This is a genomic window from Ochrobactrum sp. BTU1 (assembly GCA_018798825.1).
Lineage (GTDB): Bacteria > Pseudomonadota > Alphaproteobacteria > Rhizobiales > Rhizobiaceae > Brucella.
In genome coordinates, this window is sequence record CP076354.1 from 1178066 (window position 1) to 1199351 (window position 21286).

A 21286-nucleotide genomic window follows, 5' to 3' on the forward strand; every position below is an offset into this window, starting at 1 on the left:
ATCAAACCAGTCTGCCCTGTTCCATCGCAGCCGCGATGAAGGAAGAGAATAGTGGGTGTGGCTCAAACGGACGCGACTTCAGTTCCGGATGGTACTGAACGCCGATGAACCAAGGATGGTCAGCATACTCAACCGTTTCCGGCAGAACGCCGTCGGGTGACATGCCCGAGAATACCAAGCCGCTTGCTTCAAGACGGTCCTTATAATCAACGTTCACTTCATAGCGGTGACGATGACGTTCAGAAATCTCGGTCGAACCGTAAATCTCGGCGATACGTGTTCCAGCCTTGAGTGTGGAATCATATGCACCAAGGCGCATCGTGCCGCCCAGATCACCCGACTTCGTGCGCTTTTCGAGCATATTGCCCTTGAGCCACTCGGTCATCAGACCAACAACAGGTTCCTTGGTCGGGCCAAACTCGGTCGAAGAAGCATTTTCGATACCGGCGAGATTACGCGCGGCTTCGAGACATGCCATCTGCATACCAAAGCAGATGCCGAAATATGGAACCTTGTGTTCGCGTGCGAACTTGGCCGCAAGGATCTTGCCTTCCGCACCACGCTCACCAAAGCCGCCTGGCACCAGAATGCCGTGGACTTTTTCGAGATATGGCGACGGGTCTTCGCTTTCAAAGACTTCAGCTTCGATCCAGTCGAGATTGACCTTGACCTTGTTGGCAATGCCACCGTGCTGCAGCGCTTCGATCAGCGACTTATAAGCATCCTTCAGCTCGGTATATTTACCGACAACGGCAATGGTAACTTCGCCTTCAGGGTTGTGCAGAAGATGGGAAATACCTTCCCAGCGTTCCATACGTGGCTTCGGTGCCGGTTCGATACCAAATGCTGCAAGCACTTCGTTGTCGAGACCTTCCTTATGATAGGCAATCGGCACATCATAAATGGTCGAGACGTCGAGCGCCTGAATAACCGCACTTTCACGCACATTACAGAACAGCGACAGCTTGCGGCGTTCGGAAGCCGGAATCTCGCGATCCGCACGAACCAGAAGAATATCCGGAGCAATACCGATCGAACGCAGTTCCTTGACCGAATGCTGTGTCGGCTTGGTCTTGAGTTCACCTGCCGCTGGAATATACGGCATCAATGTCAGATGGATATAGACTGCGCTGTTGCGTGGCAGTTCGTTGCCGAGCTGACGAATAGCTTCGAGGAACGGCATGGCTTCGATATCGCCAACCGTACCGCCGATTTCGCACAGCACGAAATCATAATCGTCATTGCCTTCAAGAATGAAGTTCTTGATTTCATCCGTGACGTGAGGAATGACCTGAACCGTCGCACCGAGATAATCGCCGCGGCGTTCTTTTTCGATGATGTTGCGGTAAATGCGACCGGTGGTGATGTTATCCCGCTGATTTGCTGGACGACCGGTGAACCGCTCGTAATGGCCCAGATCAAGGTCTGTTTCGGCACCATCGTCAGTGACGAACACCTCACCGTGCTGGTAAGGAGACATCGTGCCGGGGTCGACGTTCAGATAAGGGTCGAGTTTACGGATACGCACGCGGTAACCGCGTGCCTGAAGGAGTGCAGCCAATGCTGCTGCGGCAATGCCTTTTCCAAGGGAAGAAACCACGCCGCCTGTGATGAATACATATCGCGCCATGGGCTTATGTCGTTAGACCCTTCTTGCTGATTCCGCCACTAAAAAAAGTGTGACCAGCGTTTTTTCCATCAAAATCACACCCGTTCAGCCTCCCATATGGGATAACCGGATGCTTCCACCAAGTTCAGTCCTGCTCGCAGCATGTAGCGTTGTTTGTTACACGCGCACGAAAAAAGGCCGGGAAAATCCCGGCCCTTCGGGTATTTCTACAAAAAATTAGAGAACGACGACTTTTGCGCCCATGCCGACGCGATCATAGAGATCCAGAATGTCGTCATTGGTCATACGGAAGCAACCGTTCGAAGCCGGGCTGCCGATTGTCCATGGCTGAGTGGTACCGTGAATACGGATATACGTATCCTTGTTGCCCTGGAACAGATACATGGCGCGCGAACCAAGTGGATTGCCTGGACCGCCATCCATGCCGTTCTTGTAGCGACCATACTGAGCCGGATTGCGTTCAATCATTTCCTTGGTCGGAATCCAGCGTGGCCATTCGCGCTTTGCGCTGACAGTTGCTGTTCCCTTGAACTCAAGACCGACTTTACCGACCGCAATGCCGTAACGGCGCGCAGTGGTCGAGCTTTCGACGAGATAAAGGAAATACTTCGCAGGATCGATGACGATCGTGCCAGCTTCGTAACCGGTAAAGGATACGGTCTGCGCCTGATAGCGTGGGTCGATATTGTAGCGGTTGAGGGCAACCTTCTTCGCAGCACCTGCGTTCGAAGCGCTCTTCTTTTTCTTCTTTGCAGGCTTTTCCTTGGCATCGTTTGCCATAGCGACCTGCTGAACACCCGTTGCCGCAGCCGTAAGTTCGGCTTCAGCACCAGCTGCAAAACTTGGGCCCGTAAGTCCAATGCAAAGGCTTGCAATGCCAGCCATCAAAATAAAACGTGAAGACATGATCTGTTCCCGAAAACCCAAGCAGTGCGGAAAACACCTGTCGCAGTATCGCGTTCAGGCTTTCGCTCTCCATACTGCAAAGGGCAGCACTACTCAATTATCCACAATAGCTATCCCTCACGATTCGAGAGGGGCTATTGCCCGTGTGCAACACTTTGCAATCTGATGCTTAACAAAAAGAAAACCGGCCCTTTCGAGCCGGCTTTCAAATTTTCTGCAATTACAAAGCTCTTACTGTGAGCTTGGAACCTGTGGAGCCTGTGGCTGAGTGCTGTCAGGCTGCGCTGGTGCAGTTGCTGGAGCTTCACCCGAAGCAGGTGTTTCAGCTTCATTGGTGCGCGAAGACTCACCACCCAGCTGATTGAGAATGCCACCGCCAGTACCGGTACCAGTTCCACCAGCAGGAGGATTCTGCGTGCTGCCAGCTGCAGGAATACGGTTCAGAATGTCCGTTGGCTTTTCGCCATAACGGGCCATGATGCCGAGAACGAGCGAAGTGGCGAAGAAGCCAATCGCAAGAATAGCTGTCGTGCGGGTCAGCGCGTTAGCCGCGCCGCGTGCCGTCATGAAGCCCGAACCACCGCCGATACCAAGGCCACCGCCTTCGGAACGCTGGATGAGCACAACGCCAACAAGCGCCAGAACGATCAACAAATGAATGACAATGACTATGGTCTGCATAGGTTACGGTCTTTATATCTCTGGACTAATGCATAACCGGGAAAAACCAAGCGATTTCCGCCCCGGATAGCGATGATACAAATAGATAGAGCGGCTCTTTACACGCTATTGCATGATAATCCAAGCCCTGCGCCCGATATAGATTTAAGGACGCAGATGCTCATCACAGATTACGATAAGTTTCGCATATGGCGAGGAAGTCTGTTGCTTTCAAGCTGGCTCCGCCAACCAATGCACCATCGACATCCGGCACGCTCAACAATTCAATGGCATTGGCTGGTTTGACCGAACCACCATAGAGGAGTCGCAGATGCGCGCCGCTGGTGCCAAAACGTTCGGTCAGCTTGTCACGCATGAATGCGTGGGCTGCGCGTACATCCTGAACAGTTGGCGTCAGACCAGTACCAATGGCCCAAACTGGCTCATAGGCAACAATCGTGTTTTCAGCCTTCACACTTTCGGGAAGCGAAGCTGCAAGCTGATCGCCGATAACATCAAGTGTGCGATCTGACTTGCGCTCATCAGCAGTTTCGCCAACACAGACAATCGCAATAAGACCAGCAGCCCAGGCGGCTTCAGTCTTGCTGCGCACCAGTTCGCTGGCTTCGCGATGATCGGTACGACGTTCGGAGTGGCCGAGGATAACGTGACTTGCACCTGCTTCTTTCAGCATTTCTGCCGAAACATCGCCGGTATGTGCGCCAGACACTTTCTGGTGACAATCCTGACCGCCAAGCGCAACTGTTTCACCTTCAAGCGTTTCAGCAGCGCGCGACAACAATGTCGCCGGAACGCAGATCACGGCATCAAGCTTACGACCCAGATCGGAACTCAAGCCCGCAGAAATCGCGCGCAATTCCGTGAGGGATTCTCCTGTACCATTCATTTTCCAGTTGCCAGCAACCAGAGGACGGATTCCCGGAGTCATTTCATTCTCCTCGCCTTAAAGAACGCCGGACCGCATATTTTTGCGTGAGCAGCGCCAAATTTTGCCACTGACTAAGCGTATTCGTCACGCAATGCAACGTTCTTGGCAATGTTCTTGTTGGTCGACGCTCAATGAGAACTTGCATCATGGCCTAGCTTAAGGTTATCCCCTCACACGGGTTATCTTTATCGATAGCCGGGCTTGTTTTGTTCTTAAAGGGTTTCCAATGCTCGACAGTATGCGTGATGCCGCCAAATCCTGGGTTGCTAAGCTTCTCCTCGGTCTGCTCGTTCTGAGTTTTGCAGTCTGGGGCATCGCTGATGCATTCCGAGGCGACATGTCTGGCAATGCAGCGCTGAGCGCTGGCAAGTCGGAAGTGAGCGCAACAGATTATCGCTTTGCTTACGAGCAACAGCTGATGCGTCTGTCGCAGCAGTTCCGTCAGCGACTGACCCGCGAACAGGCACAACAGTTCGGCGTCGACAATCAGGTTCTTGCACAGCTCGCAGCTGGCGTTGTTCTGGATGAAGAAGCACGCAACATGCAGCTTGGTCTTTCCAAGGATGGCATTGCGCGTCTGACCGGCGAAGATCCATCGTTCCAGGATGCCAGTGGCAACTTCAGCCGCGCCCAGTTCGATGCAGTTCTGCGCCAGTCAAACATTCGTGCGCAGGACTATCTCGATAACCGCGCGAAAGTTGCTCGTCGCCAGCAGATTGTTGAAGCAGCAACCGACGGCATGAAAATGCCAAACACCATGCTCAAGGCGCTTGCTCTTTATCAGGGTGAAAGCCGCAGCGCGGATTACATCACAATCCCGGCTGAAAAGGCCGATGCTGTTCCAGCGCCTTCCGATGACGCTCTCAAGGCTTACTTTGAAGAGCACAAGGATGAATATAAGGCTCCGGAATACCGCAAGATCACCTATGTGAAGCTTGAGCCGTCGGACATTGCCGATGCTACTGCTGTCACGCAGGATGAGATCAAGGAATATTACGAAAAGAACCAGAGCCGTTTCAGCACCACTGAAACGCGCACAATCGAACAGCTGAACTTTGCTGATGAAGCAGCTGCTACGGCCGCACAGCAGAAAATCGCAGCAGGCACAAGCTTTGTCGATATCGGCAAAGAACAGGGCAAGAGCGAAGCTGATCTGGTTCTCGGAACCTTCGAAAAGACCGCTCTTCCAGATGCAATTATCGCCGAAGCAGCATTTGGCCTTAATGAAGGCGGCGTAAGTGACGTTGTTAAGGGCGCATTCGGCCCGGTCATTCTCCGCGTTACCAACGTTAATCCGGCAAACACCAAGTCGCTGTCGGATGTTGAAGGCGAAATTCGCGATACCGTTGCAACCAACATTGCAATCAGCAGCATCAACGGCATTCACGATTCCTATGAACAGCAGCGTTCAGACGGCGCAAGCATGGCCGATGTTGCCAAGGGTCTCAGCCTCAAGACCGTAACCATTGACGCTGTCGATGCCGAAGGCAACGATCCAGCCGGCAAAGCAGTTGAACTGCCAAACTCCGAAGCGCTTCTCGCTGCCGCATTCCAGGCAGAACAGGGCTTCGACAACGACGCGCTCACCATGGGTAACACCGGTTATCTCTGGTACCAGATTGATGGCACCACCCCTGCCCGTGACCGCACCCTTGATGAAGTTAAGGACAAGGTCATAGCAGCCTGGAAGGGCGAAGAAGCCGTCAAGCGTTTGAACCAGCGTCTGGAAGAGCTGAAGAAGCGCCTGGATGGCGGTGAAACGCTCGATGCGATTGCTGCTGAAGCTGGTCTTGAAAAGCAGACCAAGCGCGGCATCACCCGCAACACTAACGATGCGGATTTTGGCTCGGCTGCAACCGCTCAGGTATTCCGTGGCGCAAACGACCACACCGGTACAGCGGCTGCGGCATCTGACGATGCACAGATCTTGTTCAAGGTTGTTGAAGTCACCGAACCAACCGCTGCAGGTCCGGAAGCAATTCCTGAACAGCAGCAGACCTATCTGTCAACGACACTCACAGATGATGTTCTTGAGCAGATGGTCGGCGAACTGCAGAAGCAGTATCCGGTGCGGATCAACCAGACCGTCATCAACAATGCATTGGCCTTCTGATCAGCGGCGGACATGGAATAATGGCTGACTTAAAACCCTATATCGCCAAGGCTGCCTCCGGCAATCCGTTGTCGCTCGAGGATTCCAAGGCAGCTTTCGACATCATGATGTCCGGACAGGCTACGCCGTCTCAGATCGGCGGCTTTCTGATGGCTCTGCGTGTTCGCGGTGAAACAGTGCCGGAAATAGCTGGCGCTGTTTCATCTATGCGTTCACGAATGCTTCCAGTTTCCGCTCCGGCGGGCGCTGTAGATATTGTCGGCACTGGTGGAGATCAGTCCGGCTCCTACAACGTTTCCAGCTGTTCCGCCTTTGTCGTGGCCGGCGCAGGCGTTCCGGTTGCAAAGCATGGTAATCGCGCTCTCTCTTCCAAATCAGGTGCGGCAGATGCGCTGGCAGCTCTTGGTGTGAACATCGAAGCCGATGCAAACACGATTGGCCGCAGCATCAATGAAGCCGGTCTTGGCTTCATGTTTGCGCCGATGCACCATTCTGCGATGCGTCATGTCGGACCATCGCGCGTTGAACTCGGCACCCGAACGATTTTCAATCTGCTTGGTCCGCTTTCAAACCCGGCAAGCGTCAAGCGCCAGCTGGTTGGCGTGTTCTCGGCGGAATGGGTTGAGCCTTTGGCTCAGGTTCTCAAAGAACTGGGCTCTGAAACCGCCTGGGTGGTCTATGGCGATGGACTCGATGAGATGACCACAGCAGGCACCACAAAGGTTGCAGCACTTGAAAACGGTACTATTCGTACTTTTGAGATTACACCAGAAGACGTTGGCCTTCGTCGCGTCGATATGTCGGAGCTCAAGGGCGGAGAGGCCGAAGTTAACGCAAAGGCGCTGCTTGGTGTTCTTGAAGGTGCACAGAACGCATATCGCGATATTGTGCTCTTGAACTCTGCCGCAGCACTGGTGATTTCCGGCAAGGCGAAAGACCTGAAGGACGGCATTGCCCTCGCAGCGCAGTCAATCGACAGCGGAGCAGCTTTAGCCGTTCTGCAAAAGGTCATTGCTGTATCAAACGATAACCCGCTCTGACGGAGAGGATCAAACCATGTCCACCGACATTCTGGGGAAAATCGAAGCTTACAAGCGCGAGGAAATCGCTGCTGCCAAGGCTCGTCTTCCACTCGAAGAAATGAAGGCGCAGGCCAAGGATCAGCCTGCAACACGCGGTTTTCTCAAGGCACTGGAAGCCAAGCGCGCAGCCAACAAGTTCGCGCTCATTGCTGAAATCAAGAAGGCGAGCCCTTCCAAAGGCCTTATCCGCCCCGATTTTGATCCGCCAGCGCTGGCCAAGGCTTATGAAGACGGCGGTGCGGCCTGCCTGTCCGTTCTCACGGATACGCCATTTTTTCAGGGCGCACCGGAATTTCTGACAGCGGCACGCAATGCCTGTTCACTGCCCGCCTTGCGCAAGGATTTCCTTTTCGACACCTATCAGGTCTATGAAGCGCGCAGCTGGGGTGCAGATTGTATCCTCATCATTCTGGCAAGCGTCGATGATGATCTGGCCAAAGCGCTCGAAGAAACCGCTTTCGAACTCGGCATGGATGCTCTCATTGAAGTCCATGACGAAGAAGAAACCGAACGCGCGCTGAAGCTTTCATCGCGTCTCGTTGGCGTCAATAATCGCAATCTGCGCACGTTTGAAGTCGATCTTGCTGTTTCCGAACGCCTCGCAAAGATGGTGCCTTCGGACCGTCTTCTGGTCGGTGAAAGCGGCATCTTCACCCATGATGATTGCCTGCGTCTTGAAAAGTCGGATATCGGCACATTCCTCATCGGCGAAAGCCTGATGCGCAAGGATGATGTTGCTCAAGCGACCCGCGAACTTCTGACCGGCAAGGTGTAAGCCATGACAGCCAAACTCACCCATATCGACCAGACTGGCGCCGCCCATATGGTCGATGTCGGCGATAAGGCTGAGACTGAACGCCAGGCAGCGGCTGAAGGTGCAGTCAAAATGAAGCCAGAAACTCTGGCCCTCATTCTGGAAGGCAATGCTGCCAAAGGCGACGTTATCGGTGCTGCCCGTTTGGCGGGCATTATGGCTGCGAAGAAGACTGCTGATCTCATTCCGCTTTGCCACCCATTGATGCTGACAAAGGTCTCGGTGGACATCGAACCGGATCAATCACTTCCCGGCCTGCGCGTCTCTGCGACTGCAAAGCTGAAAGGCCGCACGGGAGTTGAAATGGAAGCGCTGACTGCCGTATCAGTCACCTGCCTGACCATCTATGACATGGCAAAGGCCGTTGATCGCCACATGGAAATTACCGATATTCGCGTTTCCGCAAAAAGTGGTGGCAAATCAGGCGACTGGAAAGCCTGATTCTCAAACGAACTTGCGGCAAATCAATTCATGGCCGCAGTTAATCTGCTTTAAGCAGCGAAGCATTTCCGGCATGAGCATTTAGCAGCCTGTGTGAGATAATGCGCAGAACAAGCGAAATAACGAGATTATTTTCTACGAGAGGAAGCCAATGTCCCTTCTCCCGGTCGATGAAGCCCTTGCACGTATCCTGAGCTCGGCAGAGCCACACGGTTCTGAGCAGGTTCCTTTGACTTCAGCCGGTGGACGCGTCGTTGCTGAACCTGTGAAGGCTCACCTTCTGCAACCTCCCTTTGATTGCTCTGCTATGGATGGCTATGCGCTGATCTCACCTGAAAATATCAGCTATCCGCTTGAACTGAACTTAATTGGCGAATCAGCAGCCGGTAAGCGTTTCGATGGGCAGCTGGGCGAAGGTCAGGCGGTCCGCATTTTCACCGGCGCACCAATGCCAGCAGGTGCAGATAGCATCGTTATTCAGGAAGACACGGAGCGCTCCGGCGACAAGCTGACGATACGGCAAGGCCTCGATAAAGGCCGTCACATTCGTCGCGCGGGCCTCGATTTTGCACCTGCCGATGTTGTTCTTCCAGTTGGAAAAGCACTCGACGCCCCGGCACTTTCCCTTGCTGCGGCCAGTGGCAACGCAGCCATCTCCGTTTTCAAACAGCCCCGCATTGCAATACTCGCGACTGGAGACGAGCTCGTCCCGCCCGGTACAGTTCCCGGCCCGGACCAGATTGTCGCCTCCAACAGCGTCGGCATCGCCGAAATCGTTCGCCGCGCAGGCGGCAGGCCTGAAGATATGGGCATTATTATCGACGATCCCGAAAAGATCGAATCCGCAATTGGTGCCGTTCTCGAAGATGGCATCGATGTTCTTGTGACGATTGGCGGCGCGTCGGTTGGAGATCGCGATTACGTTCACGGGGCTTTACAGAATTGTGGTGTCGATCTCGACTTCTGGAAGATCGCGATGCGCCCGGGTAAACCGCTGATTTATGGCCGCAAGACAGTTTCGGGTAAAACCGTGCATGTCATCGGTCTGCCGGGTAATCCGGTTTCAAGCCTTGTCTGCAGTCTCGTATTTCTGCGTCCATTGGTGGCAAAGCTATCGGGCACTGACTTAACTGCAGATATTCGTCCCGCGAAATTTGGTCAGCCAATGAATGCAAACGATCATCGTAGGGACTTTGTTCGTGCGACGGTCGAAAAGGCAATCGACGGCACATTGATTGTAAAGCCATTTCCAGTTCAGGATTCTTCAATGCTTTCTGCTCTTGTGCGTTCCAATGCACTACTGATCAGAGAAGAAAATGCGCCAGCGGCAGCGCTTGGAGATCCTTGCACAATACTGATGCTGTAACGAACGGCATCAATTCCCGCCCTCATTAATCATTTTAAAACCATTGCAGAACAAGACTGGAACATATAGTGTTCGTTCTGGTTTTGTTTTTATTTGATTCTGGTTTGGAGGGTGTAGCGCATGTTGACCCGTAAGCAGCACGAGCTTCTGCTGTTCATTCATGAACGTCTTAAAGAGACGGGCATCCCTCCGTCTTTTGACGAGATGAAAGAGGCTCTCGATCTAGCCTCGAAATCGGGCATTCATCGCCTCATCACGGCATTGGAAGAACGTGGCTTTATCCGCAGACTTCCTAACAGAGCACGCGCTCTGGAAGTCCTGCGGTTGCCAGATTCGATAGCACCGGGCTTGAACTCGCAGAAGAAGTTCGCTCCGAGCGTCATCGAAGGAAGCCTTGGTAAAGCTCCCCCTCCTCCACCGGCGCGCCCTGCTCCGGTCATGGCGGACAATGATTCCTCAACAATGGTCTCTGTGCCTATGATGGGACGCATCGCTGCCGGTGTGCCGATCTCGGCAATCCAGAATCAGACACACTCACTGAGCCTTCCTCCGGAAATGCTTGGCGCCGGTGAACACTACGCTTTGGAAGTCAAAGGCGATTCGATGATCGACGCCGGTATTTTTGACGGCGACACAGTCATCATTAAACGCGGTGATACAGCCAATCCGGGTGAAATTGTCGTCGCACTGGTGGACGACGAAGAAGCGACATTGAAGCGTTTTCGCCGCAAAGGCGCTTCCATCGCCTTGGAAGCAGCAAACCCGGCTTACGAAACCCGCATCTTCGGACCTGACCGCGTGCGCGTTCAGGGCAAGCTGATCGGTCTGATCCGACGCTATTAAATCTCACACATAACCGCTGCGCTTCCTTGAGGTATGTGGCGGTTAATATTCATAGCATTTCCGGCAAAAGTGCGAAGCGTCTCCGCAGGGAAATCGGTTCGCCGGACTGATTTCTTTTCCTGCTGCGGTGCGTCGGATAATGCGTAAAAACAATCAGTTATAGCGGTTCCAACGATTCATTCCTAACTGGAACGGCTGTAAGTCTGCCAGAAGACCATGAACTAGAGCGACTCTGATTTGTCTGTAAAAGCTGGAGCCGCTTCGAGCTTAGGGTTCTTTTCAGAGCCAGCTTTCTTTTGATATTCGCGATCAGCTAGCCCCCGCGCTGCTCGCGAATAAAGACGATGAAGGTGCCAAGGCCTCGTAGGCGCATCAATGGCAAAGCTCAGATCATCTGCATAGCCGGCTAATTTACGAGGTTTTGCCGGTTCGAATCGGTAGATTTTATCTTCGTTGTCGACTTCGTGGACAGCCGAAACTGTTGCAGCCTCGCCTTTCGAGGACTCCTTCTGTTGCCCCAGCCTGAGTTCAAGCGTTCCCTTTAAGGCAAGCTCTTTTCGATCCACCACGAGCACATCAGGGCGCTCGCAGCTCAGATTTTTGCCTGCTATCGCAAGAACGACGATGTCGCCAATATTGCAGGCGATGTCCTTCATTTCCTCCTGCGCGGTATAAGCGAACATCCGCCCGTCCCGCAAAGGGATCGTACACAGTCCCTCTTCGCAGACAAACGCATCAGTGGCGGATACCAACTTCTGCTTTTTTACAATCTGCGGCGGAATAAACGTTTCGATCAAATAGGCAGTCTGCCAGTTTTGACCTGTGAATTTTGGCGGCCTGCTGCGATTGGCTGCGAAATTGCCATCGGGCAAGCGCACGGCCACAAATTTTGCATCCTCACTAACGAGAATATCCGGCAATGGCGTTCGTATAAAAACGACAAGCCCGGCAATGACAAAAGGTAAAGCCAGCCATCGCAACCGGGTCGTGGAAACAACCGCGATAACAAGCGCTACGGTCCAGAGGATAAGCGTGCTTGCAGGCATGACGCCCGGATTGCCGTCAGGAGAAAAGCTAGCGACCAGACTTGCAATATGCCTGACCAATAGGACACCAAATCCCATGATCTGTAATGGCAGCCAGTCAAGCTGCAATGGCATCAACACCAAGCTCAGCACTGCAAAGGGCATCACAAGGATCGAGATAACCGGCAGGGCCAATACGTTTCCGACAAGGCCTAAGGGTGCGGTGTTGTTGAAATGATAGGCGGCGAATATTCCGCTCGCTATACCGGCAACAATCGATGTTGCTCCTGTCGCCACCGCAGGAATAAGCATTTTTGATATAAATCCGCGTGGATTAGAACGTCGATTTTCATTGGCCGTTTGATTGCGTGCTTTCCTGTCGCTCCACCATGCAAATGCAGCAATCAATCCCGCGGTCGCCGAAAAAGACATCTGAAAACTCGGACCGAGAATTTCATGCGGAGAAATTGCAATCATCGCGACAGACGCAATCGCAAGATTGCGCATACTGATGGCAGCACGGTCAGCCAGCAATGCGCAGAGCATCACGACAATCATGACGTAACTGCGCTGTGCTGCAACATCCGCACCCGACATGGCGAGATAAAATGTGCAGCTTAGAAGCGAGAGAAAAGCCGCAAACTTTTTTACCGGATATCGGGCGCTAAACCCCGGCAACAGAGCAAACAGCGATCTCAACGACATCATCACAACGCCAGCGGCCAGCACCATATGAAGGCCGGAAATTGACAGGATATGCGCCAGACCTGCCTTGCGCAGATCCTCATTCGTTTCTTCGCTGATCCCTGCTCGCTCACCCGCTATGAGCGCTGCGGCAACACTGCCATCCTCACCAGAGAGCACTTCCGCAATACGTTCGGAAACATGCACGCGTAGCTGAGCAATGGAACTCGCAATTTTTGCCGTCATGTCGGTCGGTCCTGGCACATCGGCAATCTTTGGTGTTCCAAGAAAGAAACCGTTGGCACCGATGCCGCCGAAATAGGCATGGAAGGCAAAATCGTAATTCCCCGGCCGCATAGGTCCCGAAGGCACCCTCAGGCGCGCAAAGCCGGTTAGCCCGCTACCAATAGTCGTCTTGGCCGGTATGTCGCGTGCAGTAATGCGGATGCGGTGCGGTGCGTAGCGAAGTTTCGGCCTTTGCGTTTCAAGCAGATCAAGCGTCACACGCCAGCTGCCATTGTCGCGATATTCGAGACCAGCCACTCGGCCGGTAACGCGCGTTGCAACCTCTGAACCCAACAATTGCGTGCTTCGTCGTTCAGTCTCAAATTTCCCCGCTATCATGCCGAGCTGCAGAGCCACGACAAGCGTCAGCAATTGCGATAGCAAGAAGCCTTTGCGCACAAAAAAACGCAATATAAAGACCGTTGTCAGGGTCGAAAGGAGCGGCACCCAGTCAGGCTCAAAAGAAAGCGTAAAATAGACAACTGCTCCCACACCCATCATCACGGGAAACAGAAGGAAGAATATCCCGCGTCCCACTTCCCGACTCAGCGCTCTGCTTAAGTTCAACCACGCGGCGGCTAGTAGAACGCGCGCGCGTTCAGAAGGCGTTAGAACTTGCTCTGGCAGGGCAGTAGGATAAATTTCTTCGTGTTCATCCGGAGCCCACGGAGCGGGCACCAAAGCGCGAGCCAAACCATCGGACATGTCTTTGACAAATGCCCGTTCGCTGATCTCCTGTGCTTCCCTTGTGCCCGTCATGCCCCCGCCTGACTGCAAAAGTGCTCCCCGCTAACCTAAAGAAGAATACCGGATCGGTGCGAAAGGGACGTCAAGCCCTTGCGCGCTGTGCTACCTATGCTACATGAACGCCAGCCAAAATCGAGAGGGTTCGCGCGTCGAGAACCCCGATTGCCTGTAGAACACAATCAAACGGGCACTATATACTCTAATTCTGCCTCGCCCTCGGCGTCCTGCCGCAGTCCCGCGAGGCTCTGACACAGTGGAGCTGTCATGTCGAAACCGGTCGTCACCCGTTTTGCCCCTTCGCCCACGGGTTATCTGCATATTGGCGGAGCTCGCACGGCTCTCTTTAACTGGCTTTACGCAAAGCACACCGGCGGCAAGATGCTGCTGCGCATCGAAGATACCGATCGCGAACGCTCCACCGATGCAGCCACAGCCGCAATTCTGGACGGCCTGAACTGGCTTGGTCTTGATTGGGATGGCGATGCAATTTCTCAGTTTGAGCGCGCTCCACGTCACCGTGAAGTGGCCGAAGAACTGGTTGCAGATGGCAAAGCCTATTATTGCTATGCAACGCCGGAAGAGCTCGAAGAAATGCGCGAAAAGGCACGCGCTGAAGGTCGTCCGCCGCGCTATGATGGCCGCTGGCGTGACCGCGATCCTTCGGAGGCACCTGCAGGCGTAAAGCCCGTTATTAGAATCAAGGCACCACGCGAAGGTGAAACCCTTGTACGCGATGCTGTTCAGGGCGATGTTCGCTTCCCGAACAAAGACCTTGATGATTTCATCATCCTGCGCTCCGACGGCACACCGACCTATATGCACGCGGTTGTCGTGGACGACCACGACATGGGCGTCACCCACATCATTCGTGGCGACGACCATCTGACCAATGCGGCACGCCAGACCGTGATCTACGATGCGATGGGCTGGGAAGTCCCTCAGATGTCGCATATTCCGCTTATTCATGGTGCAGACGGAGCCAAGCTCTCCAAGCGTCATGGTGCGCTGGGCGTCGATGCCTATCGCGCCATGGGTTATCTGCCGGAAGCGCTTCGCAACTATCTCGTCCGTCTTGGCTGGAGCCATGGTGACGACGAAATCATGTCGACCGAACAGATGATCGAGTGGTTTGACGTCACCGACATCAACAAAGGTGCTGCGCGCTTTGACTTCCAGAAGCTCGAAGCCATCAACGGCCTTTACATGCGCGCAAGCGACGACAAGGCTCTGTTTGACGCGCTGATCGCTGTATTACCGGAAATCGAAGGCGGCAAAGAACTGGAAGCTTCCCTTGATGAAAAGGGTCGCGCTCAGCTTCTCACCGCAATGCCGGGCCTTAAAGATCGCGCAAAGACACTGGTGGAGCTTGCTGATGGTGCGAAGTTTATCTTCGCAAAGCGCCCGCTTGTATTTGATGAGAAGGCCGCATCTCTGCTTAACGACGAAGGTCGCCAAGTTCTGAAAGCTGTCCTTCCGCATTTGGAATCAGTCAGCGAATGGACCGTAGACGCGCTCGATGCGGCTGTTCGGGCCCATGCAGAAACAGTAGGCCTCAAACTTGGCAAGGTAGCACAACCACTGCGCGCTGCCCTTACAGGTCGGGCTACATCTCCGGGTGTATTCGACGTACTGTTTGTGCTCGGCCGTGAAGAGTCACTTGCACGCATAAAAGATCAAATCGTTTGAACTGTTAGCATTCACGCTGACGTGACAAATCGGACTTAATTAGACCAAATTACGCATTGCATCGCAAAATCATTGGGATAGTTTGGCGGGCGAAATCGTTTGGATAATGCGTTGAAAATCCGTTCTTCTACGGGAACGGCTAACACATAAAAATAATGCGGTTTCCCGCGTTGGCGGGAAACACATAGATGTTACAAGAGACAAGTTATAACGACGATTAAAATTCAGCCGCCACACGGGCGGCAAAGTGGACACGAAAGGAAACACGATGTCAGATAAGACAGCTAGCTTTACCCTCGACGGCAAAACGTTCGACCTGCCTGTACGACAAGGCACTGTCGGGCCGGACGTCGTCGACATCGGTCCACTTTACAAGAACGCCCACGCTTTCACTTACGATCCAGGTTTCACTTCGACCGCTTCATGCGAATCCAAGATCACATATATCGACGGCGATGAAGGCGTGCTGCTGTATCGTGGCTATCCGATTGATCAGCTTGCTGAACATGGCGACTTCCTCGAAACCTGCTACCTGCTGCTTTACGGTGAACTGCCTACAGCAACCCAGAAGGCCGATTTCGATTACCGCGTGACCCGTCACACGATGATCCACGAGCAGATGACGAAGTTCTTCACCGGCTTCCGTCGTGACGCGCATCCAATGGCTGTCATCGTCGGCTGCGTCGGCGCAATGTCAGCATTCTATCACGACTCGACCGACATCACTGATCCGCATCAGCGCATGGTTGCTTCGATCCGTCTGATCGCCAAGCTGCCTACGCTCGCTGCAATGGCCTATAAGTACCACATCGGCCAGCCATTCATGTATCCGAAGAACGACCTCGATTTCGCGTCGAACTTCCTGCACATGTGCTTTGGTGTTCCTTGCGAAGATTACAAGGTCAATCCGGTTCTGGCACGCGCCATGGACCGCATCTTCATTCTGCACGCTGACCACGAACAGAACGCTTCGACATCGACCGTTCGTCTCGCTGGTTCGTCAGGCGCAAACCCATTTGCATGTATCGCTGCTGGCGTTGCCTGCCTCTGGGGTCCTGCACATGGCGGCGCAAATGAAGCAGCGCTCAACATGCTGGCTGAAATCGGTTCCGTCGACCGCATTCCGGAATTCATTGCACGCGCCAAGGACAAGAACGATCCGTTCCGTCTGATGGGCTTCGGCCATCGCGTTTACAAGAACTACGATCCGCGCGCCAAGATCATGCAGAAGACCTGCCATGAAGTTCTCGGCGAACTCGGCATCAAGGACGATCCGCTTCTCGACGTTGCTCTGGAACTCGAAAAGATCGCTCTTACCGATGAATATTTCATCGAAAAGAAGCTCTATCCAAACATCGACTTCTACTCCGGCATCACGCTGAAGGCTCTCGGCTTCCCAACCGAAATGTTTACGGTTCTGTTCGCCCTCGCCCGCACCGTCGGTTGGGTCGCTCAGTGGAAGGAAATGATCGAAGATCCACAGCAGAAGATCGGTCGTCCGCGCCAGCTCTATACTGGTGCTCCAGAACGCGATTACGTGCCAGTTGCAAAGCGCAAGTAATCCTATCCCAGAATGCAGAAAACCCCGGCAATTTGCCGGGGTTTTTGTTTGTTCTCAATTTGAGTTCAGCGTTTTCTGCCGTTCTCGGCCAGATCGAGCAAGACCTTTGCTCCGATCTCGCCGGAAGGTCGCTCCGTGGCCATTATTGATATCACTTTATCAAAGCCATCAAGTTGCGCCTGACGCGACGCACTTTTCTGCATAAGCTTATCGACATAACGGGCAAGATTACCCGGCCTTACCGATTCATTGAAAAACTCCGGTACAACGGGTTCGTCAGCGATAATGTTCGGAAGAGCCGCACTCCAGATCGTGATCTTGGACAGCAGAAACTGGCGTGCAAACCAATCAGCCTTGTATGACAAAATGGTCGGGATGCGCGACAGTGCAAGCTCCAGCGAGACAGTACCCGACGCAGCCAGTGCTGCATCTGCACGCGCAAAGGCATCCCACTTGGCTTCATCACCGGTCACGATAAGCGGCTTAACGGCCCAATCCTTGGAAAGCTCACGCACCATTTCCTCAATGCGCGGCAATGTAGGCAGAATGACCTCAAGCTTTTCGACACGCTTTGACAGCTCTTCTACAGCCTTGCCGAAGGGTTCCATAAGCGTCTGGATTTCGCCACGGCGCGATCCGGGAAGCAACAACAGGCAGCGTGAGCCATCAGGCCAGCGTTGCGCTTCAGCGGCGCGCTGTGCAGCCTGTACTTTCACAATCGGCGCGTAGCTACTGAGACGATGTCCGACATAGGTTGATTGCGGGCCGTTAAGCCGCTTCATGACCTCAACTTCAAACGGCAATACTGTGAGCACATGGTCGACATAGGCACGCATCGCTTTGGCGCGCTGCGGACGCCAGGCCCAGACACTCGGAGCGATATATTTTACGATTGGAATTGAAGGACTGGCTGCGCGGATTTTTTTTGCAACACGATGCGTGAATTCCGGGCTGTCGATGAGCAAAACACAATCAGGCTTTTCTGCAACGATCCGCTTTGCTGTCTGATTTATACGCAGAATAAGCCCAGGCAGATTCTTGAGAATAGCACCAAGCCCCATCAAGGCTATTTCATGCGGGTCGAAGAAGGTCTTCAATCCACGTTCAGCAAGATGGTCACCACCAACGCCAACGATATCGACGAGCCGGTCTGTCTGGCCGCGAAGAGCATCAACCAAATCCGCACCGAGGAGATCGCCGGATTCCTCTCCGGCCACGATCGCAATTTTCAATGGCCGGCTAGTTTTGCTCAACGTGCTAAGTCCCTTTGGTTTCGACTGATCGTCTCAATGAAAAGACCTTTTTCATTGGCCGCAGCCATGGTTTCACCAAGACCGAGAATGAAAGTGCGACCAGCTTCAATCGCAATACCGGACAAGCCAGCACGGGCTGCGTTCTCCACTGTCGATACGCCGATTGCCGGCAAATCTGCGCGCTCATCCTGTCTTGGCTTGGCCATTTTGACAAGTACGCCGCCACGCTTGGGAATACGACCTGCCTGACGAAGCGCGTAAACACGCTCGATCATCTGATCGGTGCCTTCTGCACCTTCAAGCGCCACAACGCGGCCACCTGCAGCAATTGCACCCTGCCCGACATCCAATTCGCCAAGACGAAGCGCAGCTTCCATAGCGAGCAAAACGTTCCGGCGTTCGCGGGAATCGGGCGTCAGACGCGTGATCGCTCTCGGCGGTGTCGGTGAGAGAAGATCAGGAACAACTTCATGCGCTCCGACCATCTTGAAGCCATAGCGCTCAAGCAGGCGCATGAATGCACGCAGTAACGCATCATCGCCTTGACCGAGCGCGGTCAGAACATAGCGCACAGCCCTTATCGTCGGGAGATTGAGTTTAAGATCACTCAGATGCGGACGGTTACGAAGGCCACCGGCAAGGACAACTTGAGTGACGCCAGCCGACCGCATGGCACGGATGAGCATGCCAAAATCAATCGCTGCGATTTCCTGATGTTCATATTCATAGAGCGAGGCATCAGCCTCACCACGCAGTGGAAGCATAAAAGGCGGATTTCCATCCGCCTTCAGAGCTTCAGCTACTTTTATCGGCAAAAGGCCATTGCCAGCAATAATGGCTGTGCGTTGACGCTTTACCGCGCTTGTCGCGCTATCAATCGTCGTCGCCGTCATCCATCGCTCCACCTACCGATGAGCCAAGCGGCGGCGTGCAATAAGCGCGCTTATTTTCCACCAGAATGAAGGAGATAAGATCAGCCACACCATCAGAATCAGGAATAGCTTTAAGCACATCCTGTGCACGCTCACGCACCGGCTTGGTGCGGTCAAACAGCATGTGGACTGCATGACGCAGATTATGGATATCCTTGCGCTGCATACCGGAACGCTTCATTCCGATGATGTTCAGACCGCCGAGATAAGCATGGTTGCCGATCGCACTGCCGTAAGGAATGAGATCGTGGGCCAGTGCCGCCATACCGCCAACAAAAGCATGATGGCCAACACGCGTAAACTGGTGAACAGCAGAACCACCGCCGAGAATGGCGTGATGACCGATTTCGACGTGGCCACCAATCATAACGTTGTTAGCAAAAGTGACGTGATCGCCGACATCGCAATCATGCGCGACGTGTGCATAGGCGAGAAACTGGCAGTTATTGCCTACACTCGTGTAACCACGGCTACTGTCAGAACCGCGATGCATGGTGACACCTTCGCGGACAAGGCAGTTATCGCCAACAACTAGCGTCGTCGGGCCACCCTTATGCTTACCGTTCTGTGGATCGCAACCCAAAACAGCGTGCGGATAAACCTTGGCATTGGCGCCAAGACGAACAGCATCGCTAATAACAACATGGCTCATCAGTTCAGAATTATCGCCGATGACGGCGCCGGACTGAACGTGACAAAAAGGACCGACGGAAACGCCCTGTCCAAGTTCCACACCCGGCTCCACGAGAGCGGTAGGGTGGATAAAAGTTTCCTTCATTGAAGTACTCATGCCTTCTCTTCGGCTACGCCAACCATTGCGGCAACTTCAGCTTCGGCAACCTTTACGCCATCAACTTCAGCCACGCACTCAAATTTAGAGATATTTCCGCGTTGTTTAACCTTCTTCACGTGAAGGTGAAGCTGGTCACCAGGAACAACTGGACGGCGGAACTTGGCTTTGTCGATTGTCATGAAATAGACGAGGCTTGGCGCGTCAGAGCCCTGATTGAGAACAGTGATCGCGCCTGCCGTCTGCGCCATGGCCTCAATGATGAGAACACCTGGCATAATCGGCTTGTCGGGAAAATGACCGGTAAAATGTGGCTCATTGATCGTGACATTCTTGATGCCAGTCGCAGACTCATCACCATTGATATTGATGATGCGATCAATCAGCAAAAATGGATAACGATGCGGGAGCGCACGCAGAACAGCCTGAATATCTGCAACTTCCAGCTTCTGATTAGTTTCACTCATCAGAGGATTGCTCCTTTTTTGGTTTCCCGATGCTCCGGATATTTGCGATATCCCTGAACCATTGTTTAATAGGACGAGCGGGGAAGCCCCCCCAACGCTCGCCATCGGGTATGTCATTCATCACACCGCTTGCTGCGGCAATCTGCACGCGCGAACCAATAACCAGATGATCAGCAAGACCAACGCGGCCTCCAAGCATCGTCTGGTCACCGATCACGCAACTTCCCGAAATACCGCAATGCGCGGCAACGATACAAAACCGGCCAATACGCACATTGTGTGCGATTTGCACCAGATTATCGATCTTGGTGCCCTCACCGATAACAGTGTCGCTCAAAGCGCCACGGTCGATCGTGGTGTTCGCACCAATCTCAACGTCATCCTGAAGGATGACGCGGCCAAGTTGAGGGACTTTTTCAAGGCCTCTAGGACCGGGAACATAGCCGAATCCGTCCTGCCCTATACGGACACCCGGATGCAGGGATACGCGATTACCGATCATAGCGAACTGAACAGCAACGCCCGGCCCAATATAGCTATCGCGGCCGATCTGGCAGCCTTCACCGACCACAGCTGTCGCCGCAATAAGCGTTCCTGTGCCTACGCTCACACCTTTGCCGATGACTGCGCCTGCTTCAATCGTAGCACCCGCCTCAATCGATGCAGTAGGATGCACATAAGCAGCTGGCGAAACGCCCGTTTCGCCGAGCCAGCTTTCAGGCCGCACGGAAACAGGAAACAGCATTCGTCCAACGGACGAAAAATCACGTTGTGGATTTCTGGTTACAAGCGTAGCAACACCGGAAGGCACGCTGTCAGCAACATCTTCAGAACACAAAACACCTGCGGCTTTTATGCCGGCAAGAGCCTGTGCGTTCTTCTTACCATCGACAAATACGAGGGCATCATCACTCGCGTCATTCAATGACGCCAGACGCGCAACAGAACGCGGTGCAAGCTTCGGGTTGCGAAGGCTTGCACCGGTAAAATCAGCAATATCGCCAATCGTGAGGTCACGAGAAGGCTTGAAGAAAATGGGATCTGCCATCAAA

The 21286-nt window shown here is 53.7% G+C and carries 18 protein-coding genes; 8 read left to right on the top strand and 10 right to left on the bottom strand.

Going from position 1 to position 21286, the window contains the following annotated elements:
• Position 1: 1 nt before the first annotated feature.
• The 4 genes from KMS41_05680 to tpiA all read right to left on the bottom strand — a co-directional run bounded on the left by KMS41_05680 (position 2) and on the right by tpiA (position 4145).
• Positions 2 to 1630: a CTP synthase gene (locus KMS41_05680; protein ID QWK78713.1), complete on the bottom strand. Its 1629-nt coding sequence runs from the start codon at positions 1628 to 1630 to the stop codon at positions 2 to 4.
• 216 nt (positions 1631 to 1846) lie between these two features.
• Positions 1847 to 2536 carry a L,D-transpeptidase gene (locus tag KMS41_05685; protein QWK78714.1) on the bottom strand — a complete coding sequence of 230 codons (690 nt, stop codon included), beginning with the start codon at positions 2534 to 2536 and terminating at the stop codon, positions 1847 to 1849.
• Positions 2537 to 2767: 231 nt separating this feature from the next.
• Positions 2768 to 3217, bottom strand: coding sequence for a preprotein translocase subunit SecG (secG, locus tag KMS41_05690; protein QWK78715.1), 450 nt, complete (start codon positions 3215 to 3217; stop codon positions 2768 to 2770).
• Positions 3218 to 3380: 163 nt separating this feature from the next.
• Positions 3381 to 4145, bottom strand: coding sequence for a triose-phosphate isomerase (gene tpiA, locus KMS41_05695; GenBank protein QWK78716.1), 765 nt, complete (start codon positions 4143 to 4145; stop codon positions 3381 to 3383).
• Between the two features lie 226 nt (positions 4146 to 4371).
• On the opposite strand from tpiA, the gene KMS41_05700 reads away from it, so the two are divergent.
• The 6 genes from KMS41_05700 to lexA all read left to right on the top strand — a co-directional run bounded on the left by KMS41_05700 (position 4372) and on the right by lexA (position 10804).
• Positions 4372 to 6258, top strand: coding sequence for a peptidyl-prolyl cis-trans isomerase (locus KMS41_05700; GenBank protein ID QWK78717.1), 1887 nt, complete (start codon positions 4372 to 4374; stop codon positions 6256 to 6258).
• Positions 6259 to 6278: 20 nt separating this feature from the next.
• Positions 6279 to 7298: an anthranilate phosphoribosyltransferase gene (gene trpD, locus KMS41_05705; protein QWK78718.1), complete on the top strand. Its 1020-nt coding sequence runs from the start codon at positions 6279 to 6281 to the stop codon at positions 7296 to 7298.
• 16 nt (positions 7299 to 7314) lie between these two features.
• On the top strand, positions 7315 to 8115 hold the full coding sequence (trpC, locus tag KMS41_05710; GenBank protein ID QWK78719.1) for an indole-3-glycerol phosphate synthase TrpC: 801 nt from the start codon (positions 7315 to 7317) through the stop codon (positions 8113 to 8115).
• A 3-nt stretch (positions 8116 to 8118) separates the two neighbouring features.
• Positions 8119 to 8595, top strand: a complete 477-nt coding sequence (gene moaC / locus KMS41_05715; GenBank protein QWK76632.1) for a cyclic pyranopterin monophosphate synthase MoaC — start codon at positions 8119 to 8121, stop codon at positions 8593 to 8595.
• Between the two features lie 151 nt (positions 8596 to 8746).
• Positions 8747 to 9961: a molybdopterin molybdotransferase MoeA gene (locus KMS41_05720; protein QWK76633.1), complete on the top strand. Its 1215-nt coding sequence runs from the start codon at positions 8747 to 8749 to the stop codon at positions 9959 to 9961.
• A 120-nt stretch (positions 9962 to 10081) separates the two neighbouring features.
• Positions 10082 to 10804, top strand: a complete 723-nt coding sequence (lexA, locus tag KMS41_05725) for a transcriptional repressor LexA (GenBank protein QWK76634.1) — start codon at positions 10082 to 10084, stop codon at positions 10802 to 10804.
• A gap of 221 nt (positions 10805 to 11025) precedes the next feature.
• Here the strand turns inward: lexA and KMS41_05730 are convergent, their stop codons facing one another.
• Positions 11026 to 13557 (bottom strand): ComEC family competence protein, encoded by a 2532-nt coding sequence (locus KMS41_05730; protein ID QWK76635.1) that lies wholly within the window; start codon positions 13555 to 13557, stop codon positions 11026 to 11028.
• A gap of 252 nt (positions 13558 to 13809) precedes the next feature.
• On the opposite strand from KMS41_05730, the gene KMS41_05735 reads away from it, so the two are divergent.
• Together KMS41_05735 and gltA are read left to right on the top strand one after the other, a co-directional pair.
• On the top strand, positions 13810 to 15231 hold the full coding sequence (locus tag KMS41_05735) for a glutamate--tRNA ligase (GenBank protein ID QWK76636.1): 1422 nt from the start codon (positions 13810 to 13812) through the stop codon (positions 15229 to 15231).
• Between the two features lie 268 nt (positions 15232 to 15499).
• On the top strand, positions 15500 to 16792 hold the full coding sequence (gene gltA, locus KMS41_05740; protein QWK76637.1) for a citrate (Si)-synthase: 1293 nt from the start codon (positions 15500 to 15502) through the stop codon (positions 16790 to 16792).
• 65 nt (positions 16793 to 16857) lie between these two features.
• Here gltA and lpxB read toward each other — a convergent pair whose 3' ends face one another.
• The 5 genes from lpxB to lpxD are packed head-to-tail and all read right to left on the bottom strand — an operon-like array spanning position 16858 to position 21282.
• Positions 16858 to 18045, bottom strand: a complete 1188-nt coding sequence (lpxB, locus tag KMS41_05745; GenBank protein ID QWK76638.1) for a lipid-A-disaccharide synthase — start codon at positions 18043 to 18045, stop codon at positions 16858 to 16860.
• The gene (locus tag KMS41_05750) at positions 18042 to 18938 is read right to left on the bottom strand and encodes an LpxI family protein (GenBank protein ID QWK76639.1); all 897 of its coding nucleotides are present in this window, start codon (positions 18936 to 18938) and stop codon (positions 18042 to 18044) included. Before KMS41_05750 ends, lpxB begins: the two co-directional genes overlap by 4 nt.
• Positions 18919 to 19755 carry an acyl-ACP--UDP-N-acetylglucosamine O-acyltransferase gene (lpxA, locus tag KMS41_05755; GenBank protein QWK76640.1) on the bottom strand — a complete coding sequence of 279 codons (837 nt, stop codon included), beginning with the start codon at positions 19753 to 19755 and terminating at the stop codon, positions 18919 to 18921. The genes KMS41_05750 and lpxA overlap by 20 nt, the downstream gene beginning before the upstream one ends.
• Before the next feature lie 8 nt (positions 19756 to 19763).
• Complete coding sequence (fabZ, locus tag KMS41_05760) at positions 19764 to 20234, bottom strand: 3-hydroxyacyl-ACP dehydratase FabZ (protein QWK76641.1); 471 nt, start codon at positions 20232 to 20234, stop codon at positions 19764 to 19766.
• Positions 20227 to 21282, bottom strand: coding sequence for a UDP-3-O-(3-hydroxymyristoyl)glucosamine N-acyltransferase (gene lpxD / locus KMS41_05765; GenBank protein QWK76642.1), 1056 nt, complete (start codon positions 21280 to 21282; stop codon positions 20227 to 20229). The genes fabZ and lpxD overlap by 8 nt, the downstream gene beginning before the upstream one ends.
• Between the last annotated feature and the right edge of the window lie 4 nt (positions 21283 to 21286).

What these genes read in the sequence shown, in the direction of transcription:
- KMS41_05680 (QWK78713.1), bottom strand. Translation starts at nt 1,630, where the DNA reads ATGGCGCGATATGTATTCATCACAGGCGGCGTGGTTTCTTCCCTTGGA.
- KMS41_05685 (QWK78714.1), bottom strand. Translation starts at nt 2,536, where the DNA reads ATGTCTTCACGTTTTATTTTGATGGCTGGCATTGCAAGCCTTTGCATT.
- secG (QWK78715.1), bottom strand. Translation starts at nt 3,217, where the DNA reads ATGCAGACCATAGTCATTGTCATTCATTTGTTGATCGTTCTGGCGCTT.
- tpiA (QWK78716.1), bottom strand. Translation starts at nt 4,145, where the DNA reads ATGACTCCGGGAATCCGTCCTCTGGTTGCTGGCAACTGGAAAATGAAT.
- KMS41_05700 (QWK78717.1), top strand. Translation starts at nt 4,372, where the DNA reads ATGCTCGACAGTATGCGTGATGCCGCCAAATCCTGGGTTGCTAAGCTT.
- trpD (QWK78718.1), top strand. Translation starts at nt 6,279, where the DNA reads ATGGCTGACTTAAAACCCTATATCGCCAAGGCTGCCTCCGGCAATCCG.
- trpC (QWK78719.1), top strand. Translation starts at nt 7,315, where the DNA reads ATGTCCACCGACATTCTGGGGAAAATCGAAGCTTACAAGCGCGAGGAA.
- moaC (QWK76632.1), top strand. Translation starts at nt 8,119, where the DNA reads ATGACAGCCAAACTCACCCATATCGACCAGACTGGCGCCGCCCATATG.
- KMS41_05720 (QWK76633.1), top strand. Translation starts at nt 8,747, where the DNA reads ATGTCCCTTCTCCCGGTCGATGAAGCCCTTGCACGTATCCTGAGCTCG.
- lexA (QWK76634.1), top strand. Translation starts at nt 10,082, where the DNA reads ATGTTGACCCGTAAGCAGCACGAGCTTCTGCTGTTCATTCATGAACGT.
- KMS41_05730 (QWK76635.1), bottom strand. Translation starts at nt 13,557, where the DNA reads ATGACGGGCACAAGGGAAGCACAGGAGATCAGCGAACGGGCATTTGTC.
- KMS41_05735 (QWK76636.1), top strand. Translation starts at nt 13,810, where the DNA reads ATGTCGAAACCGGTCGTCACCCGTTTTGCCCCTTCGCCCACGGGTTAT.
- gltA (QWK76637.1), top strand. Translation starts at nt 15,500, where the DNA reads ATGTCAGATAAGACAGCTAGCTTTACCCTCGACGGCAAAACGTTCGAC.
- KMS41_05750 (QWK76639.1), bottom strand. Translation starts at nt 18,938, where the DNA reads ATGACGGCGACGACGATTGATAGCGCGACAAGCGCGGTAAAGCGTCAA.
- lpxA (QWK76640.1), bottom strand. Translation starts at nt 19,755, where the DNA reads ATGAAGGAAACTTTTATCCACCCTACCGCTCTCGTGGAGCCGGGTGTG.
- fabZ (QWK76641.1), bottom strand. Translation starts at nt 20,234, where the DNA reads ATGAGTGAAACTAATCAGAAGCTGGAAGTTGCAGATATTCAGGCTGTT.
- lpxD (QWK76642.1), bottom strand. Translation starts at nt 21,282, where the DNA reads ATGGCAGATCCCATTTTCTTCAAGCCTTCTCGTGACCTCACGATTGGC.